General features: G+C 70.3%; 20 protein-coding genes. 10 read left to right on the top strand and 10 right to left on the bottom strand.

From position 1 onward, the window contains the following. Positions 1 to 76: 76 nt before the first annotated feature. The 8 genes from BUB75_RS00600 to BUB75_RS00565 are packed head-to-tail and all read left to right on the top strand — an operon-like array spanning position 77 to position 7,703. Positions 77 to 1,678, top strand: coding sequence for an ABC transporter substrate-binding protein (locus BUB75_RS00600; protein ID WP_073250311.1), 1,602 nt, complete (start codon positions 77 to 79; stop codon positions 1,676 to 1,678). Continuing rightward, entirely contained in the window at positions 1,678 to 2,616 is a 939-nt protein-coding gene (locus BUB75_RS00595) for an ABC transporter permease (protein WP_073250308.1), read from the top strand. The genes BUB75_RS00600 and BUB75_RS00595 overlap by 1 nt, the downstream gene beginning before the upstream one ends. After that, positions 2,613 to 3,434 carry an ABC transporter permease gene (locus BUB75_RS00590; protein ID WP_073250305.1) on the top strand — a complete coding sequence of 274 codons (822 nt, stop codon included), beginning with the start codon at positions 2,613 to 2,615 and terminating at the stop codon, positions 3,432 to 3,434. The genes BUB75_RS00595 and BUB75_RS00590 overlap by 4 nt, the downstream gene beginning before the upstream one ends. Then, positions 3,431 to 4,240 carry an ABC transporter ATP-binding protein gene (locus tag BUB75_RS00585; RefSeq protein WP_073250302.1) on the top strand — a complete coding sequence of 270 codons (810 nt, stop codon included), beginning with the start codon at positions 3,431 to 3,433 and terminating at the stop codon, positions 4,238 to 4,240. The genes BUB75_RS00590 and BUB75_RS00585 overlap by 4 nt, the downstream gene beginning before the upstream one ends. Further along, the gene (locus tag BUB75_RS00580) at positions 4,237 to 4,989 is read left to right on the top strand and encodes an ABC transporter ATP-binding protein (RefSeq protein WP_073250299.1); all 753 of its coding nucleotides are present in this window, start codon (positions 4,237 to 4,239) and stop codon (positions 4,987 to 4,989) included. The genes BUB75_RS00585 and BUB75_RS00580 overlap by 4 nt, the downstream gene beginning before the upstream one ends. Continuing rightward, the gene (locus BUB75_RS00575) at positions 4,986 to 6,008 is read left to right on the top strand and encodes a P1 family peptidase (RefSeq protein ID WP_084740095.1); all 1,023 of its coding nucleotides are present in this window, start codon (positions 4,986 to 4,988) and stop codon (positions 6,006 to 6,008) included. The genes BUB75_RS00580 and BUB75_RS00575 overlap by 4 nt, the downstream gene beginning before the upstream one ends. 13 nt (positions 6,009 to 6,021) lie before the next feature. Next, positions 6,022 to 6,648, top strand: a complete 627-nt coding sequence (locus BUB75_RS00570; RefSeq protein ID WP_073250296.1) for an FMN-binding negative transcriptional regulator — start codon at positions 6,022 to 6,024, stop codon at positions 6,646 to 6,648. Next, positions 6,645 to 7,703 carry a C45 family autoproteolytic acyltransferase/hydrolase gene (locus BUB75_RS00565; protein WP_073250294.1) on the top strand — a complete coding sequence of 353 codons (1,059 nt, stop codon included), beginning with the start codon at positions 6,645 to 6,647 and terminating at the stop codon, positions 7,701 to 7,703. Before BUB75_RS00570 ends, BUB75_RS00565 begins: the two co-directional genes overlap by 4 nt. Positions 7,704 to 7,778: 75 nt before the next feature. Here the strand turns inward: BUB75_RS00565 and BUB75_RS00560 are convergent, their stop codons facing one another. Next, positions 7,779 to 8,075, bottom strand: coding sequence for an STAS domain-containing protein (locus tag BUB75_RS00560; protein ID WP_218617206.1), 297 nt, complete (start codon positions 8,073 to 8,075; stop codon positions 7,779 to 7,781). A gap of 312 nt (positions 8,076 to 8,387) precedes the next feature. Between BUB75_RS00560 and BUB75_RS00555 the strand changes: the two genes are divergently transcribed. Next, positions 8,388 to 8,696, top strand: coding sequence for a DUF2007 domain-containing protein (locus tag BUB75_RS00555; protein ID WP_218617205.1), 309 nt, complete (start codon positions 8,388 to 8,390; stop codon positions 8,694 to 8,696). Positions 8,697 to 8,703: 7 nt separating this feature from the next. On the opposite strand, the gene murA is transcribed toward BUB75_RS00555, so the two are convergent. Continuing rightward, a complete protein-coding gene (murA, locus tag BUB75_RS00550) occupies positions 8,704 to 10,002 on the bottom strand; it encodes a UDP-N-acetylglucosamine 1-carboxyvinyltransferase (protein ID WP_073250285.1) in 1,299 nt (432 codons plus the stop codon). Between the two features lie 91 nt (positions 10,003 to 10,093). On the opposite strand from murA, the gene BUB75_RS00545 reads away from it, so the two are divergent. Continuing rightward, positions 10,094 to 10,666 (top strand): cob(I)yrinic acid a,c-diamide adenosyltransferase, encoded by a 573-nt coding sequence (locus BUB75_RS00545; protein ID WP_073250282.1) that lies wholly within the window; start codon positions 10,094 to 10,096, stop codon positions 10,664 to 10,666. Here the strand turns inward: BUB75_RS00545 and BUB75_RS00540 are convergent. From BUB75_RS00540 to atpE, 8 genes are all read right to left on the bottom strand, one after another. Continuing rightward, positions 10,656 to 11,084, bottom strand: coding sequence for a DUF2550 domain-containing protein (locus BUB75_RS00540; protein WP_073250279.1), 429 nt, complete (start codon positions 11,082 to 11,084; stop codon positions 10,656 to 10,658). The two genes, BUB75_RS00545 and BUB75_RS00540, sit on opposite strands and share 11 nt — an antisense overlap. A 27-nt stretch (positions 11,085 to 11,111) precedes the next feature. Further along, positions 11,112 to 11,411 carry a F0F1 ATP synthase subunit epsilon gene (locus BUB75_RS00535; protein WP_073250276.1) on the bottom strand — a complete coding sequence of 100 codons (300 nt, stop codon included), beginning with the start codon at positions 11,409 to 11,411 and terminating at the stop codon, positions 11,112 to 11,114. A gap of 64 nt (positions 11,412 to 11,475) precedes the next feature. Beyond that, positions 11,476 to 12,933 carry a F0F1 ATP synthase subunit beta gene (atpD, locus tag BUB75_RS00530; RefSeq protein WP_073250273.1) on the bottom strand — a complete coding sequence of 486 codons (1,458 nt, stop codon included), beginning with the start codon at positions 12,931 to 12,933 and terminating at the stop codon, positions 11,476 to 11,478. Continuing rightward, entirely contained in the window at positions 12,933 to 13,865 is a 933-nt protein-coding gene (locus tag BUB75_RS00525; protein ID WP_073250270.1) for a F0F1 ATP synthase subunit gamma, read from the bottom strand. The genes atpD and BUB75_RS00525 overlap by 1 nt, the downstream gene beginning before the upstream one ends. Before the next feature lie 3 nt (positions 13,866 to 13,868). Beyond that, a complete protein-coding gene (atpA, locus tag BUB75_RS00520; RefSeq protein WP_073250267.1) occupies positions 13,869 to 15,491 on the bottom strand; it encodes a F0F1 ATP synthase subunit alpha in 1,623 nt (540 codons plus the stop codon). Positions 15,492 to 15,615: 124 nt separating this feature from the next. Continuing rightward, complete coding sequence (locus BUB75_RS00515; RefSeq protein WP_073250262.1) at positions 15,616 to 16,491, bottom strand: F0F1 ATP synthase subunit delta; 876 nt, start codon at positions 16,489 to 16,491, stop codon at positions 15,616 to 15,618. Beyond that, positions 16,491 to 17,057 (bottom strand): F0F1 ATP synthase subunit B, encoded by a 567-nt coding sequence (locus tag BUB75_RS00510; protein ID WP_073250258.1) that lies wholly within the window; start codon positions 17,055 to 17,057, stop codon positions 16,491 to 16,493. The genes BUB75_RS00515 and BUB75_RS00510 overlap by 1 nt, the downstream gene beginning before the upstream one ends. A gap of 5 nt (positions 17,058 to 17,062) precedes the next feature. Next, entirely contained in the window at positions 17,063 to 17,266 is a 204-nt protein-coding gene (gene atpE, locus BUB75_RS00505) for an ATP synthase F0 subunit C (RefSeq protein ID WP_073250254.1), read from the bottom strand. Positions 17,267 to 17,278 lie beyond the last annotated feature (12 nt).

Below are 17,278 nucleotides of genomic sequence, written 5' to 3'. Positions count from 1 at the left end.
ACGTTCCGGCAGCATTGTCTGCCGGAACGTTCCGGTCAACCCCCACCATGGGCGCCCCAGGACGGGAGACCACGCGATGAGGAAATTCCCACCGACCGCAGCTGCCCTCGTGCTCGCGCTGACGCTGACCGCTTGCTCCGGCAACGGGCAGAACAGCGACACCGCGACCGAGACCGCGCAGGTGGCACCCGGGCTGATCGCGAAGGCCGACCCGGGCTTCGCGTCCGGCGGCCGGCTCGATGTCCAGGTCGACTACGACTCCGCGGAGATCAACGGCCTCGACCCGGCCAGCGCCGAGACCGCGCGGAGCTGGATGCTGTTCTCGCTGGTCTACGAGACGCTGACGACGGTCGACGAGAAGTTCCAGGTCAAGCCCGGGCTCGCCGCGAGCTGGACCCAGCCCGACGACACCCACTACGTGTTCACGCTCCGCCCCGACGCCACGTTCTCCAACGGCCGCGCCGTCGGAGCCGCCGACGTGAAGGGCAGCCTCGACCGGATGCTCGAGGGCACCGGTTCCTGGCGGTCGCAGCTCGGTCCGGTGAAGTCGATCGACGTCACCGGCGCCAGAGAGGTCACGGTCACACTCGCCAGCCCGTGGACGCCGTTCCTCACCGCGCTCGCCCACGCGCAGACCGCGATCCTCCCGATGAAGGAGCTGACCGCCAAAAGCTTCGATCCGAAGACGACGATGCTCGGCAGCGGCCCGCTCACGCTGACCAAGCACCAGCAGGACCGCTCCTGGGATTTCGGTATCAACAAGGCGAACCCCGCCGCCGCGAAGCTCGGGTTCAGCGGCCTGCACGTGGACGTCGTCCCGGACGAGAACAACCGGATGGCCGCGCTGCGGCAGGGCAGCACCGACCTCGCGGTCCTCAACAGCCTGGACGCCGACCGACTGCTGTCCGGCAGCAAGAACATCACGGTCGTCGGGCAGAACAACTCCGACTACTACGTGCTGATGCAGAACGAGAACGACCCGAAGTCCCCGCTCGCCGACGCCAAGGTCCGCGCCGCGATCAACGCCGCGATCGACCGGAAGCAGCTCCTCGACGTCGCGCTGGCCGAACGGGGCCAGTCCACCGGCGTCACGCCCGCGAACCTGCCGGGCTCGTGCGACCCGTCGAAGCTCCCGTCGGCCACCGCGAACGACGCGGACATCAAGGCGGCGCTGAAGAACGTCGGCACGGTGAGCCTGCTGATCAACAGCGACCCGGTCGACGGCCGGATGGCCCAGGTCATCCAGCAGCAGCTGGAGCCCTACGGCGTCACGGTGAAGATCGAGCAGGTCGACGCCGCCACCTGGAACTCGAAGGTCTACACGGCCGGTCCCGGCAACTTCCAGCTCGCGCTGAACTGGTACGCGGGGTACGTCGAGCCGTCGATGATCACCGGCTGGTGGAACCCGAAGGTGGCCGGCTGGACGGCGTCGTTCCTGAAGGACGACCCGGCGATCGACGCGCTGATCACGAAGGGCCGGACGACCTCCGGTGACGGCCGGGCCGCAGTGCTGCAGGACCTGTGCGATGCCGTCGACCAGGACGCGGGCATGGTGCCGCTGACCACCCGCACCACCGTCCTGGGCTACCGCACCGACGCCGTGAGCCCGACGATCCAGGCCCAGGAGGGCTTCGGCGACTTCCTCCGCAAGCTCACCGAGTTCCGCGCGGCGAAGTAATGCGTACCGCCCTCTGGCTCGCGGTCCGGACCGGAACCGCGCTGCTCACTCTGCTGGCCGTCTCGGTCCTGGTCTTCGCTGCGTCCCGGGCGTTGCCGGGCAGCTACGCCCAGCTCGCGCTCGGCCCGTACGCCAGCGCGGACGACCGCGCCCAGGTCACCGCCGACCTGGGCCTGGACGACGGCCTCCCGACCCAGCTCGTCCGCTGGCTCGGGACCGTCCTCCAGGGCGACCTCGGCACGTCGTTCGTCACCCATCGTCCGGTGGCGACCGAGCTGGCCGAGCGGTTGCCGATCACCGCGGGCATCGCGGCGATCGCGCTGGTGCTGACCATCGCCATCGGTGTGCCGCTGGGCTTCCTCGCCACCCGGTCGCGGGGGCGGAGCGGTCCGGCCGGACGGCTGGTCAGCGCGCTCGGGATCAGCCTGCCGGAGTTCGTCGTCGGCAGCGCGGTGGTGTTCGTCGTCTCCCGGTACGGGCTCGGCCTCACGATCGGCGGCAGCAGCGCCGATGCCCTGCTGCTGCCCGGCGCGGTCCTCGCGGTGTTCGGCATCGCGGCGACCGCCAGGGCCACCCGGGACGCCGTCCTCCAGGTGTCGGTCGAGCCGTACGTCGCCGCGTCGGTGGCGCGGGGCGCAACGGCCTGGCAGACGGTCCGGCGCCACGTCCTGCGTAACGCGTCGATCCCGGTGCTCACCGTCACCTCGACGATCCTGGCCTCGCTGCTGGGCGGCACGGTGATCGTCGAGAACGTCTTCGACGTACCCGGGCTCGGCTCGTACCTGATCACCGCGCTCGACCGCCGCGACTACCTGGTCGTCCAGGCCGGGACGCTGCTGGTCGCGACCATCTTCATCACGACCAGCCTGGTCGTGGACCTGCTCGCGGGCTGGCTGGATCCGCGGCTGCGCGCTCAGCTGACCGGGGTGGGGCGATGAGATCCCTCGACCTCTCCGCGCGGATCGCCGCGGTGGTGCTCGGCGTGCTCGTGATCGTCGCCGCGCTCTCCGCCCTCACCGGGCTGGGCGGTGACCCGTCCGCGCTGGCCGGCGGCCGGCTCGAGCCACCGAGCCCCGAGCACTGGCTCGGCACCGACGGTCTGGGCCGGTCGGAGCTGGCCCGGCTGCTGCAGGGCATCGGGACGACGCTGGTGCTCTCCGCCGTCGCGGTGCTGCTCACGTCGATCATCGCGGTGCTGCTCGGCGTCGTCGCGGGCTACTTCGGTGGCCTGTTCGGCGACGGCATCATGCGGGTCGTCGACGTCCTCTACTCGTTCCCCGCGCTGGTGCTGGCGATCCTGGTCGCCGCGCTCCTGGGACCGGGCCGGACGGCGGCGCTGGCCAGCATCGTGCTGATCACGGTGCCGCTGATGACGAGGATGGTGCGGATCGGTGCCGCGAGCGTCGCCCGCCGGGACTTCGTCACCGCCGCCCGGATCAGCGGGGTGCCCGCCTGGCGCATCATGCTGCGGCACGTCCTGCCGAACGTCGCCGGCACCGTCGTCGTGCAGGGCAGCTACGCGTTGTCGCTGGGCATCCTGATCGAGGGCGGGCTGAGCTTCCTGGGCTACGGCGTCCAGTTGCCGCAGTCCTCGCTCGGGTCGCTGGTCCAGGACGGCGCACTGTACTTCACCGCGGCTCCGTGGCTGCTGTTCGCGCCCGGCGTCGTCCTGGTAGTGGCGATCTGCGCGATCAACCTGCTCGGCGACGGTCTCCGCGACCGCTTCGAGCCCCGCGGGACGGGGAGCCTCTCGTGATCGAAGCCCAGGACTTGGTCCTCGAGTACGTCTCCGGCAAGCGGCAGATCCGGGCTCTCGACGGTGTCTCGCTGCGGATAGCAGCGGGCGACCGGCTCGGGATCGTCGGCGAGAGCGGTTCCGGCAAGTCGACGTTCGGCGCCGCGCTCGGCCGGCTGCTGCCGCCCTCCGCCCACCAGACCGGCGCACTGCGGGTCGACGGCGTCGACGTGTTCGAAGCCGACCGCGACCGCATCCGCGAACTGCGGCAGAACACGATGGCGTTCATCCCGCAGGACCCGGTGTCGAGTCTGGACCCGACCAAGCGGATCGGGAAGCAGCTCGCGCTGGCGACCGGCGTGCGGGACCGGACCGCGCAGACCGAGATGCTCGACCGGGTGAAGATCCGGCAGCCCGCCGAGGTGCTGCGCCGCTACCCGTTCGAGATCTCCGGCGGCATGGCGCAGCGGGTCGTGATCGCGATCGCGATGGCCCGCCGCCCGCGGATCCTCGTCGCCGACGAGCCGACCGCGTCGTTGGACAGCCTGGTACGCGACGAGGTGCTGGCGCTGATGTTCGCGACCGCGGACGAGTTGTCGGCCACGCTGGTGTGGCTCAGCCACGACCTGGCGGCGGTTCGGCGCTGGTGCGGGCGGGTCGCGGTGATGCACCGCGGCCGGGTCGTCGAGGAAGGTCCGGCTGCGGACGTGCTGGACGACCCGCAGCACGAGTACACGCAGGAGCTGGTCGCATCGGATCCACGGAACCGGCGCGCGACCGCGGGAGGCCCGGAGCCGGAGCACGCACGGAAGGAGCCGGTGCGATGACACCCCCGGTGCTGGCGATCGAGAACGTGACCGTGCAGTTCCGCCGGGGCCTCGGCGCGGCGCCCGTGACCGCGCTGGACGACGTCACGCTCAGCGTCGACGCCGGGCAGACGCTGGGCGTCGTCGGCGAATCCGGCTCGGGAAAGACCACGACCGGGAAGGTCGCGCTCGGCCTGCGGCGTCCCGACTCCGGCGTCGTGCGTTTCAACGGCCGGCCGCTCCCACGGCGGGCACGCGCGCGGGCCGGCCGGATGCAGGCCGTGCTGCAGCACCCGCAGGAGTCGCTCGATCCGCGGATGCGGATCGGCGAGTCGATCGCCGAACCGCTCGGTGTGCTGGAGGGCGGCGGCCTGCGCCGCCACCGCGATCGGGTGGACGCGATGCTGCGCGACGTCAGCCTCGAACCGGAGATGGCGACGCGCTACCCGCACGAGCTGTCCGGCGGCCAGCGGCAGCGGGTCTCGATCGCCCGGGCACTGATCACGCACCCGGACTTCGTGGTCTTCGACGAGGCGGTCAGCGCGCTCGACGTCTCGGTCCAGGCGCGCATCCTCGATCTCATCGTCCGGCTGCAGGCCGAACACGGATTCGCGGCGCTGTTCATCTCGCACGACCTGGCGGCCGTCCGGGCCGTCTCCGCGCGGGTGGCGGTGATGCACGACGGCGTCGTCGTCGAAATGGCCGACACCGAGCGCTTCTACTCCACTCCCGAACACCCTTACTCACGACGCCTGCTGGAGGCCCTGTGACCGTCAACTCCGCTGCACGCCGGGCACCGCACCTGCCCTCCGACGGCCGGGGAAACGAGAGCCAGCCGCTCACGATCGTGTCGAACAAGCCCGGGATCCCGATCGAGTTCGACTTCCCCGGCGTCGAGATCGGCACCGCCGAGTACGCCGAGGGGCCGACCGGCTGCACGCTGGTGTACGTGCCCGCCGGCGCCCGGACCGCGGTCGACGAACGCGGCGGAGCGATCGGCGCCAGCGGCCGGTATGGCTACAACCACGGGATCCTGCTGTCCGGTGGGTCCTCGCACGGGCTGCAGGCCGCCGCGGGCGTCACCGCCGAGCTGCTGCAGCGCGGGGGAAACCAGACCGGGTTCGATCAGCTTCCGCTGATCTCCGGCGCGGTCGTCTACGACTTCCCCGCGCGCGGCAACGCGATTCATCCGGACGTCGAGCTCGGCCGCGCCGCACTGCGGGCGGCGGTGCCGGGCCGGGCGGCGTCCGGACGGGTGGGCGCCGGGGTGAGCGCCACGGTCGGCAAACTCGATCACGACCGATCCGAGTACGCCGGGCAGGGGGTCGCGTTCCGCCGGCTCGGCGACATCCGGGTGCTGGTCGTGACGATCGTCAACGCGGTCGGCGTCGTCGTCGACCGGGACGGTTCGATCGTGCGCGGGAACTGGGACCGGGCGAGCGGAGAGCGGCGGCTGCCGGTCGTCGACTACGAGCGGGCGCTGGCCGCGGGGCGCATGCCCGCGATCCCGTCGGGCAACACGACGATCACCGCGGTCGTGACGAACGTGCGGCTCAACGACATCGAGCTGAACCAGTTCGCGAAGCAGGTACACAGCTCGATGCACCGGGCGATCCAGCCGTTCCACACCGCGGTCGACGGCGACATCCTGTTCGCGCTCACCACCGACGAGGTGTCGCTGGGCGCCGAGGAGGCCTCCGTCCACGGCACGTACACGGTCACCCCGACCGCGCTCGGCGCGGTGGCGTCCGAGGTGGCCTGGGACGCAGTCTTGGCGTCTGCCAAATGAGGGGGGCAGCCTGATGTACGAATTCGACAGATTTCGCCCCCACGGCCCGTCGGCCGCCCGCGTCCTGGTCGAGGACCACCCGTTCGCGCTGCTCGTCACTGCCGGGAACGGTGTCCCGGTCGTCACGCACACGCCGGTGATCCCGACCGGTTCCTCCTGGGCCGATGACGCCTTGGTCGGCGGCACGCTGGTCGGGCACATGGCTCGGGTGAATCCACAGTGGGAGGGCATCACCCCGACCGGCCGGGCGCTGCTGGTGTTCCAGGGGCCGCAGGGGTACGTGTCCCCGACCACGTACGCCGAGCCGGAGATGGTTCCGACCTGGGACTACGCCGCGGTTCACCTGGAGACCGACGTCGAGGTCGTGCTGGACGACGCGGCGAACCTGGAGATCGTCCGGCAGACCGTGACCCGGATCGAGAGCCTGACCGGCAAGCCCTGGGACATGAGCGGATCGCTGGCGGAGTTCGAACGGCTCGCGCACCTCGTGGTCGGCTTCCGATTCCGGGTGACCGGCGTCCGCACGGTGTTCAAACTGAGTCAGGACATGCCACCGGAGATCCACGCCCGGGTGCGGGCGGCGGCCGCCGAGCGCGGCGACGAGGAGATGGTGCGGTTCATGGAACGGTACGCGCCGTGATCGTTCATACCTGGCACGACGACGAGACCTCGCCGCGCACCCGGGGGCGTCGGTTCGGCACGCGCTGGGCCGACAACGTCGCCGGGGCGTGGCGCGACTACTCGACGCTGTTCGCCGCGCGTGGCGTCGCCGACGTCGAGGGTCTGGGGATCGCCCTGCTCGACGCGCTCCGGGAGTGGGCACCCTACCTGGCCGACGAGCTGGTCGGCATCGCGGAGGGCGCGCGGCTACCGCTCGGCCGGGTGGCCGCGCTCACCGGACGCACCGAGATCCTGGCCAGGGCCGGCGTGCCCGCGACGGAGTGCTCCACTGGCGTCTACCTGCCGCCGGACGGCGGGCCGCCGCACACCGTCCAGACCTGGGACTGGCTGACGACCGTGGCGAACGAGACCGTCGTGCTGGACATTCCCGGGCCGGACGGGCGGCGCGTGCGGACGTTCACCGAGTTCGGGGTGCTCGGCAAGATCGGGGCGACGCGCGGGCTCGGCGTCCACTTCAACATCCTCGGCCACGTCTCCGACGGCGGCGCGCCGGGCGTCCCGGTGCACGCGGTCGCCCGGCGGATCCTCGACGAGGCGACCGGAGTGGACGACGCGCTCGCGCTGGCGCGTTCCGCACGGGTGAGCGCGTCCAGCGCCATCACGGTGATCGAGCCCGGTCGGGCGGCCACCTTGGAGGTCGCGCCCGCCGGAGTCGCGGTGGTCGGGCCGGGGCCCGACGGGGCCCTGCTTCATACGAACGACTTTCTGGACGCCGAGCTCGCGGCCGGCAACGTCGTCGAACCATCGTCCACCAGCAGCGCGAGGTACCGGTGGCTGGCGACCCACGGCGACGCGCTGCGCCTGGCCGACGCGCGCGAGCGGGCAGCGGCGTTCGGCGTGGACGCGGCGACGGGCGTCCGGGGCCCGGTGTGCATGGCGCCCGCCGCGGGGGCACCGCTCGTCGACGCGTACGAGACGAAGCTGACGATCGCCCTGGACGTGGTGACGGGCAACCTCTCCTACGTCGCGGGCAGCCCCGCCGACGTCCCGAATCGAGCGTGGGTCACGGCCTGAGAGGGGGCCGCGGGCGCGTCCGAGCGGTGGCAAATCCTCCGTGCCCTGGCGCCGACGATTTGCCACCGCTCGGGGTCAGCTCGCGAACGCGGAGGTTTCTTCGTTGCGGAGCACGCGGCTGAGTCCGGTGGCGCGCAGCAGGCGGGCCACCCGGGGCGGGACGTCACGCAGCAGCAGTTCGCGGCCGGCCGACGCGGCCCGGCGTTCCACCCCGAGCAGCATGCCCAGCCCGATCGCGTCGACGGTCTGGACGGCGGAGAGGTCGAGGACGACCGGTCCCGAGCCCGAGCGGATCGCCTCGTCCAGACACCCGCGCAGCGCTCCGACGGTGGCCGCGTCGAGCCGCGGACCGGCAGCGACGAGCTGGCTCATCCGGTGACCCCCTCCACGGCCGCCCGCTCGGACCGAGAGGGCAGCGCTCGCTAACAGCGTCTCAACCAGCATTATCCATTAACAGTCTAATTTGGTAAAACAACCTAGTAATGATTGATTCGACGGTATTCCCGTCGCGAGTCGTCCGACGCGTAGCGAAACGTCTAATTTCCGACAATACCGGCGTAGGGCGTCACGTCCACCAAACGGAGGAGTCACCTCCGGACGGGGCGGTAACGAACGTCTCCCGACCGGGCGCAGGGCGGCCAACGACCGTCGTCAGGGTGGCTCCCGGCTGGCACACTGGAGACCGTGACGGGTGTCGTGGCTATAGTCGTCGCTTTCCTGGTGGTGGCGTTCCTAGCCTTGTTGTTGCGGTGGACGTTCGGATCGACCCGGGTTCCGGGTCCGTCACCGGACGGAAAGACCTCTGATTACGGGTTGCTCCACGAAGTGGCGGTGGCCGGCTCGGCCGGTGAGGCCAACGCGCTCCGAGCGGTGCTCTCCGACGCCAACATCCGGTCGACCACCGCGGACGCCGGGCGCGGGCGCGTCCGCGTGCTGGTGTTCGCCGCCGACCTGGAAATGGCCCGGGCGCTGGTCGGCCCGGGCACCTACTGAGTCTTCGTTACAGCGCGACGCCGTCGAACTCGTCGTCCTCGACCGTGACCCGGTCGATCGTCGCCCCGAGCCCGCGCATCTGCGCCAGGAAGTCGGGGTAGCCGCGGTCGATGTGGAACGCGTCCGCCACCTCGGTGACGCCGTCCGCCCGCAGGCCCGCAATGACCAGGCCCACGCCCGCACGGATGTCGGTGGCTCGCACCGGCGCACCGGACAGCCAGTCCTTGCCCCGCACGACCGCGTGGTGACCATCGGTCCGGACGTCCGCACCGAGCCGGAGCATCTCGTTGATGAACATGAAGCGGGCGTCGAACACGTTCTCGGTGACCATCGACGGGCCGTCGGCCACCGCGCCGAGCGTGATCGCCATCGGCAGCATGTCGGTGGCGAAGCCCGGGTAGGGCAGCGTGACGATGTCGACCGCGCGCGGGCGCCGGTCCATCCGGACGCGGAAGCCGTCGGACGGCTCCATCGGGTCGAGCAGGTCGATCTGCGCACCGGCCTGGTTCAGCTTGTCGAGCGCGATTTCCAGGTGCCGGGGCTCGCCGTGCCGCACCGTGATGTCGCCCTGGGTGATCGCCGCGGCGAACGCCCACGTACCGGAGACGATCCGGTCGGGCACGACCCGGTGGGTCACCGGCCGGAGCTCCTCCACACCCTCGACCTCGAGCGTCGAGGTGCCCGCGCCGCTGATCTCGGCGCCCATCTCGGTGAGCATCGAGCAGATGTCGACGATGTCGGGCTCACGGGCCGCGTTGTCGATCACCGTCGTGCCCTTCGCGAGCACCGCGGCCATCAGGATGTTCTCGGTCGCGCCGACGCTCGGGAAGTCGAGCCAGATCCGGGCACCGTGCAGGCGGGACGCCCTGGCCACCACGAAGCCGTGCTCGCTGGTGATCTCGGCGCCCATCCGCTCGAGGCCCGCGATGTGGTAGTCGAGACCGCGGGAGCCGATCGCGTCGCCGCCAGGGTGCGGCACCCGGACCTCACCGCGGCGGGCCAGCAGCGGCCCGAGCACGTTGATCGAGGCACGCATCCGACGGACGAGGTTGTAGTCGGCCTCGGTGCCCGGCTGGGCCGGGACGTCGATCGTCAGCGTCTCGCCCTCGAGCGCCGCTTCACAGCCCAGACGACGGAGCACTTCGCTCATGATCGTGACGTCGAGGATGCGGGGCACGTTGGTCAGCACCGTACGACCCTCGACGAGCAGCGACGCCGCCATCAGCTTCAGGACGCTGTTCTTGGCACCACTGACCGTGACCTCGCCAATCAGCGGGGTCCCACCTGTCACACGAAAAAGCTCCACCCGGCCATCGTACGGGGCACGGCGGAGTGGTCCGTGTCATGTCCACAACGGTCTGGCCGTCCGGTGGATTACCCGTCCCTATGCTCGGAGCATGGCAGTCCACCTGACCCGCATCTATACCAAAACCGGTGATACCGGGACGACCGCACTCGGCGACATGACCCGGGTGCCGAAGACACACCCGCGAATCGCGGCCTACGCCGATGTCAACGAGGCGAACGCCGTCGTCGGCGTCGCGCTCGCCCTGGGTCAGCTCGCCGAGGAGGTGGCCGACGTCCTCCGGCTGGTGCAGAACGACCTGTTCGACGTCGGGGCCGATCTGGCGACGCCGGTCGCGGAGAATCCGAAGTACCCACCGCTGCGGGTCACCGAGGGCCAGGTGGAGCGGCTGGAAGGCTGGTGCGACGAGTTCAACGCGCGGCTGACCAAACTCGACAGCTTCATCCTGCCTGGAGGAACGCCCGGTGCCGCGCTGCTGCACCAGGCGACGACCGTCGTCCGGCGCGCGGAGCGCTCCACCTGGACGCTGCTCGAGACGGACGGCGAGGCGACGCATCCGCTGCCGGCGAAATACCTCAACCGACTGTCCGACCTGCTCTTCATCCTGTCCCGCATCGCCAACAACGGGAACGACGTCCTCTGGAAGCCGGGCGCTAACGGCTAGGGAACGAGCCCGGGGCAGCGGACTCCAGCCAGGAGAGAAACCCGGTCAGGGCGCTGCCGCTCATCGCGAGATCTACCGGGCCGGTTCGGTCGGCGCACTCCAGCACGACCGAACCGGTCATCAACGCGAGCGTCTCCTGCTCGCTGGGGTCACGCCGACCGACCACCACCAGTTCACGGCGGGTCAGGACGCGGCGCGGCCACGGGGAGAAACTGAACAGGCGGTACCACCGCAGCTGATCACCGGAGAACCGGGCGAGCCCGAGGGCCCACCCGCGACCGAAGCGCGCCCGGTACAGGCGCACCGACAGCTCCACGGCCCCGCTCCGGGCGATGAGCACCCGACGCGCGAACAGCACCGCCAGCAAGACAAAACCCAGCGCGAAGAGCAGCGCGACCGCTTCGAGCACAGTCGTCATGCCGCGCCTCTCTCCGCGCTCCGGACCTCAGTACTGTCCGGCGGGAGCGCCGTCAGGGCTGCTCACGGTCTCGGCCAGTACCGAAACGCCCTCTGCGGTGACCGAGAGGAAGCCGCCGTGCACCGTCCAGGTGTGCTCGCCCTCCGTGGTGCGCACGCGCACCTCACCCGGGTCGACCAGCTCGCCGAGCAGCGGCGTGTGCCCGGGCAGGACGGCCAGCTCGCCCTCGGTCGTACGGGCGATCAGGATCGACGCCTCGCCGGACCAGATCTTTTCCTCGACGGACACGACCTCGACCTGCAGCTCCGCCACCACTGGCTCCTTCATTCGTGGGGGTGCGGGTCCCGAACCGGCCGGCTCGGGACCCGCGGTCAAACGTTGAGCGACGAACTCACTCCTTGGCGAGCTCGGCTGCCTTCTTCTCCACGTCCTCGATACCACCGCACATGAAGAACGCCTGCTCCGGGAACTTGTCCAGCTCGCCGGCCGCGATCGCCTTGAACGCCTCGATGGTGTCCTTGATCGGCACGGTCGAACCGGGGATACCGGTGAACTGCTCCGCCGCGTAAGTGTTCTGCGACAGGAACCGCTCGATCCGACGGGCCCGGCCGACGAGGAGCTTGTCCTCCTCGGAGAGCTCGTCGATACCGAGGATCGCGATGATGTCCTGGAGCTCCTTGTACCGCTGGAGGATCTCCTTGGTACGGGCAGCCACCCGGTAGTGGTCCTCGCCGACGTAGCGCGCGTCGAGGATCCGGGAGGTGGAGTCCAGCGGGTCGATCGCCGGGTAGATGCCCTTGTCGGAGATCGCCCGCGAGAGCACGGTCGTCGCGTCGAGGTGCGCGAACGTGGTGTGCGGCGCCGGGTCGGTGATGTCGTCGGCGGGGACGTAGATCGCCTGCATCGAGGTGATCGAGTGACCGCGCGTCGACGTGATCCGCTCCTGCAGCTCACCCATCTCGTCCGCCAGCGTGGGCTGGTAACCCACGGCGGACGGCATGCGGCCGAGCAGCGTCGAGACCTCGGAACCGGCCTGGGTGAAGCGGAAGATGTTGTCGACGAACAGCAGCACGTCCTGCTTCTGGACGTCGCGGAAGTACTCCGCCATCGTCAGCGCGGCGAGCGCGACGCGCAGCCGGGTGCCCGGCGGCTCGTCCATCTGGCCGAAGACCAGAGCGGTCTTCTCCAGAACGCCGCTCTCGTCCATCTCCAGGATCAGGTCGTTGCCCTCACGGGTGCGCTCACCCACGCCGGCGAAGACCGAGACACCACCGAAGTTGTTGGCGACACGGATGATCATCTCCTGGATGAGCACCGTCTTGCCCACGCCGGCGCCGCCGAAGAGGCCGATCTTTCCACCCTTGACGTACGGGGTGAGCAGGTCGATCGCCTTCAGACCGGTCTCGAAGACCTCGGTCTTGCTCTCGAGCTGGTCGAACGGCGGCGGGTTCCGGTGGATCGGCCAACGCTCGGTGACCTCGAACTGCTCGCCCTCCTTGAGGTTGAGCACGTCGCCGAGGGCGTTGAACACCTTGCCCTTGGTGATGTCACCGACCGGGACGCTGATCGCCTCGCCGGTGTCGGTCACCTCCGCGCCGCGGATCAGGCCGTCGGTGGGCTGCATCGAGATCGTCCGAACCACGTTGTCACCCAGGTGCTGGGCGACCTCGAGGGTCAGGGTCTTCGCGATGCTCTCCGCGTCGACCTTCACGTGCAGGGCGTTGAACAGGTCGGGGATCGCGTTCTTGGGGAACTCGACGTCCACGACGGGGCCGCGCACACTTACGACGCGGCCGCTGGCGGCCTCGGACTGCGTCCCGGCCGTGTTCTCAACAGTGGTGGCAGTCATCAGTCGTCACTTCCTGCAGCGGCGAGGGCGTTGGCGCCACCAACGATCTCGCTGATCTCCTGGGTGATCTGGGCCTGGCGCGCCGCGTTGGCTTCGCGGCTAAGGCTCCGGACGAGGTCGTCGGCGTTGTCACTCGCCGACTTCATCGCCTGCCGGCGTGATGCCGACTCCGAGGCCGCGGACTCCAGCAGAGCCGCGTAGATCCGGGTGTTCAGGTACTTGGGCAGCAGCGCCGAGAGCAGCTGCTCGGGCTCCGGCTCGAACTCGTAGATCGGGCGCGGACCCTCGGGGTGCTCGACCTCCGACACGTCCATCGGCGCGAACCGGTGCGCGACCGGGCGCTGCGTGATCATCGAGACCAGGTCGGTGGAGACCAGGTGGAGCTCGTCGACGCCGTGGACGCCGTCCAGACCCGGACCCTCGAGCGTGTCGTCCGCTCCGGCGACGAAGGTCTGGACGAGGAACTCGCCGACCTCCTTGGCGTCGTCGTAGTCGGGCGACTCCGAGAAGCCGGTCCAGCTGCGCTCGATCTCCCGGTTCCGGAAGCGGAAGTACGCGGCGCCCTTACGGCCGATCACGTACAGCACCGGCTCCTGGCCCTCCGACCGGACCTGAGCGATGAGCTGCTCGGCCCGGCGGAGGACGTTCGCGTTGTAACCGCCGGCCAGGCCGCGGTCACTGGTGATGATCAGGATCCCGACCCGCTTGACGTGCTCACGCGGGGTGAGCAGCGGGTGGTCGAGCGACGAGGAGTTCGTCGCGAGTGCGGTGAGCACCCGGGTGATCTCGTCCGCGTAGGGACGGGACGCCTCGACCCGGGCGCGCGCCTTCGCGATCCGCGAGGTGGCGATGAGCTCCTGCGCCTTGGTGATCTTCTTGGTCTGCTGGACCGACTTGATCCGGCGTCGCAGCACCCGAAGCGAGGCGGCCACGGATCAGCCCTCCTGGTCGGTGTGTCGCGTGACGGTGCTCGCCGACTCCTCGCCCTGCGGCTCGACGGTCTCCTCGGGGCTCGCCCCGACCTCGAACTGCTGCTTGAACTCGGTGATCGCGTCGGTGAGCGAGGAGACGGTGTCGTCCTCGAGCTTGCCGGTGCTGTCGATCGTCGCGAGGATCTCGGACTTGTTCCGGCGGACGAAGTCGAGGAACTCCGACTCGAACCGGCGGATGTCGGCGACCGGGATCTCGTCGAGCTGGCCGGTGGTACCCGCCCACACCGAGACGACCTGCTCCGGCACCGGGTACGGCGAGTACTGCGGCTGCTTGAGCAGCTCGACCAGCCGGGCACCGCGCTCGAGCTGGTTCCGGGACGCGCGGTCCAGGTCCGAACCGAACGCGGAGAACGCCTCCAGCTCGCGGTACTGGGCCAGGTCCAGACGCAGGCGGCCGGCCACCGACCGCATCGCGCGGACCTGCGCCGAACCACCGACCCGGGAGACCGAGGTACCGACGTTGATCGCCGGGCGGACACCGGCGTTGAACAGGTCGGTCTCGAGGAAGACCTGGCCGTCGGTGATCGAGATGACGTTCGTCGGGATGTAGGCCGAGATGTCGTTGGCCTTCGTCTCGATGATCGGAAGACCGGTCATCGAGCCGCCGCCCATGTCGTCGGACAGCTTCGCGCAGCGCTCGAGCAGCCGGGAGTGCAGGTAGAAGACGTCACCCGGGTAGGCCTCGCGGCCCGGCGGGCGCCGCAGCAGCAGCGACACCGCGCGGTAGGCCTCGGCCTGCTTGGTCAGGTCGTCGAAGACGATCAGGACGTGCTGGCCGTTGTACATCCAGTGCTGGCCGATGGCCGAGCCGGTGTAGGGCGCGATGTACTTGAAGCCGGCCGGGTCGGACGCCGGAGCCGCGACGATCGTCGTGTACTCCATCGCGCCGGCCTCTTCGAGGGCGCCGCGCACCGAAGCGATCGTCGAGCCCTTCTGGCCGATCGCGACGTAGATGCACTTGACCTGCTTCTTCGGGTCGCCGCTCTCCCAGTTCTGCTTCTGGTTGATGATCGTGTCGATCGCCACCGCGGTCTTGCCGGTCTGGCGGTCACCGATGATCAGCTGCCGCTGGCCCCGGCCGATGGCGGTCATCGCGTCGATGGCCTTGATGCCGGTCTGCAGCGGCTCCTTCACCGGCTGACGCTGCATCACCGAGGGCGCCTGCAGCTCCAGGATCCGGCGGCCTTCAGCCTGGATCTCGCCCTTGCCGTCGATCGGGTTGCCCAGCGGGTCCACGACCCGGCCGAGGAAGCCGTCGCCGACCGGCGCGGAGAGGATCTGCCCGGTCCGGCGGACCGTCTGGCCCTCCTCGATGCCGCTGTAGTCGCCGAGGAGGATGACGCCGAGCTCGCGCGCCTCGAGGTTCAGCGCGATCCCGAGAGTGCCGTCCTCGAACTGCAGCAGCTCGTTGGTCATCGTCGAGGGGAGGCCCTCGACGTGGGCGATGCCGTCGCCGGTATCGGCGACCACACCGACCTCCTCGCGGGAGACCTCGGGTGAATAGGAAGAGACGTAACGCTCGATCGCGCCGCGGATCTCCTCGGAGGAGATGGTCAGCTCGGCCATCTGATAATTCCTCGATCTCGTCTTATGGTCAGCGGCTGAGCTGACCGAGCCTGCACGTCGTCCGTCAGCGGGCGGGTTCCCCATTGCCTGGTCGTACGCGTGGTTGGTCCGGGTGCGCGGTGGGTCAGTTGGTGAGCGCGCCGCGCGCCTGCTCCAGTCGGCGAGCGACACTTCCGTCGTACAGGTCGTCGCCGACCCGAACCGTCACTCCACCGAGCAGCGAGGGGTCCACCTCGACCTTCAAGGAGACCGCTCGCCCGTAGATCGCGGCGAGACGCGCGGTCAACCGCTCCTCCTGCGCCGGAGACAGCGGTGAGGCCGCTGTCACATACGCTATCTCGCGGTCACGCCGCGCGGCGGTCAGCTCGACGAGGCGCGCCAGCGACGCGTCGAACCCCCGGCCGCCCAGACCCTGCACGGCCAGACGCACCAGCCGTACGGTGACCGGATCGGCGTGGCCCTCGAGCAGCCCGGTGGCCAGCTCGGCACGCTGTGCCACGGGCGCCGTGGCGTCCGACAGCAGCTGCCCGAGCCGCGGGTGGCCGTCCACGATCCGCGCGAAGCGGAACAGCTGGTCCTCGACCTCGGCCAACGAACCGTTGGCGTCGGCCTCGGCCAGCTCGGCGTCCACCGCGAGCAGCTCGACCGCGTCGACCAGGTCGTGCGCGCTCGACCAGCGGGCGGCGACGACGGACCAGAGCACGTCCAGCGCGCTCTGACCGACCCGCTGCCCCACCAGCGCCTCGAGCAGCCCGGTGCGGGCCTCGGTCGGCTTGCTGGCGTCGGCCAGCGCACGGCGCAGACCCGGCTCGCGGCCGAGCAGGTCAGCGACCGCCCGCAGGTCCGCGGCGAGCGCCACGCGGTCGACCCCGGCCGGCGTCGCGGCCCCGGTCGTCGCGCTGCCCGCCGGGGACGCACCCGCCGGAGCGGCCCCCGCCCGGGTGACCTCGGCGAACTGTGCCCGGATGCCGGCCAGGGACTCCCGGCTAGCGCCCTGCATCAGCTCCGCCCTCCGCTGCTGGTCGTGGTGTCGAGGTCGTCGAGGAACCGCTCCACGGTCCCGGCCCGACGGGCCTCGTCGGCCAGCGACTCACCGACGATGCGGCCGGCCAGGTCGACCGCGATCCGGCCGATGTCGGCGCGAATCTCGGTGATCAGCCGCTGCCGCTCGGCGGCCAGCTGCTCCTCGCCCCGCTCGACGATGCGAGCGGCCTGCTCCTGAGCCTCGGCACGGAGTTCCTCGACGATGCGCGCGCCCTCGGCGCGAGCCTCCTCGCGGATCCGGCCTGCCTCGGCCCTGGCGTCGGCCAGCTGCGCCCGGTACTGCTCGAGCGTCGCCTTGGCTTCGGCCTGGGCCTCCTCGGCCCGCTTGATCCCGCCTTCGATCGCTTCCGATCGCTCCGCATAGGTCTTCTCGAAGAGGGGGTAGACCTTCTTCGCGAGGAACCAGAACAGCAGCGCGAACGCGATGAGTCCGACGATGAGCTCGGACATGTGCGGGAGGAGCGGGTTCACCTCGCCGTCCTCGGACGCGAGGTAAGTCACGATCTCCGTCGTCGCAGACATGGGCGTCAGAGCGCGAACGCGAGACCGATACCGATGATGGCGAGCGCCTCAGCCAGGGCGAAGCCCAGGATCGCGATGCCCTGAAGCGTGCCACGGGCCTCCGGCTGGCGGGCCACACCGGCGATGTACGCCGCGAAGATCAGGCCGATACCGATACCCGGACCAATGGCGGCCAGGCCGTAGCCGACCATGTTCAGGTTGCCTTCCATGCTGCGTTCCCT

Origin of the sequence: Cryptosporangium aurantiacum (assembly GCF_900143005.1) — a bacterium.
GTDB lineage: Bacteria > Actinomycetota > Actinomycetes > Mycobacteriales > Cryptosporangiaceae > Cryptosporangium > Cryptosporangium aurantiacum.
This window is presented reverse-complemented; position numbering and strand designations above follow the sequence as displayed.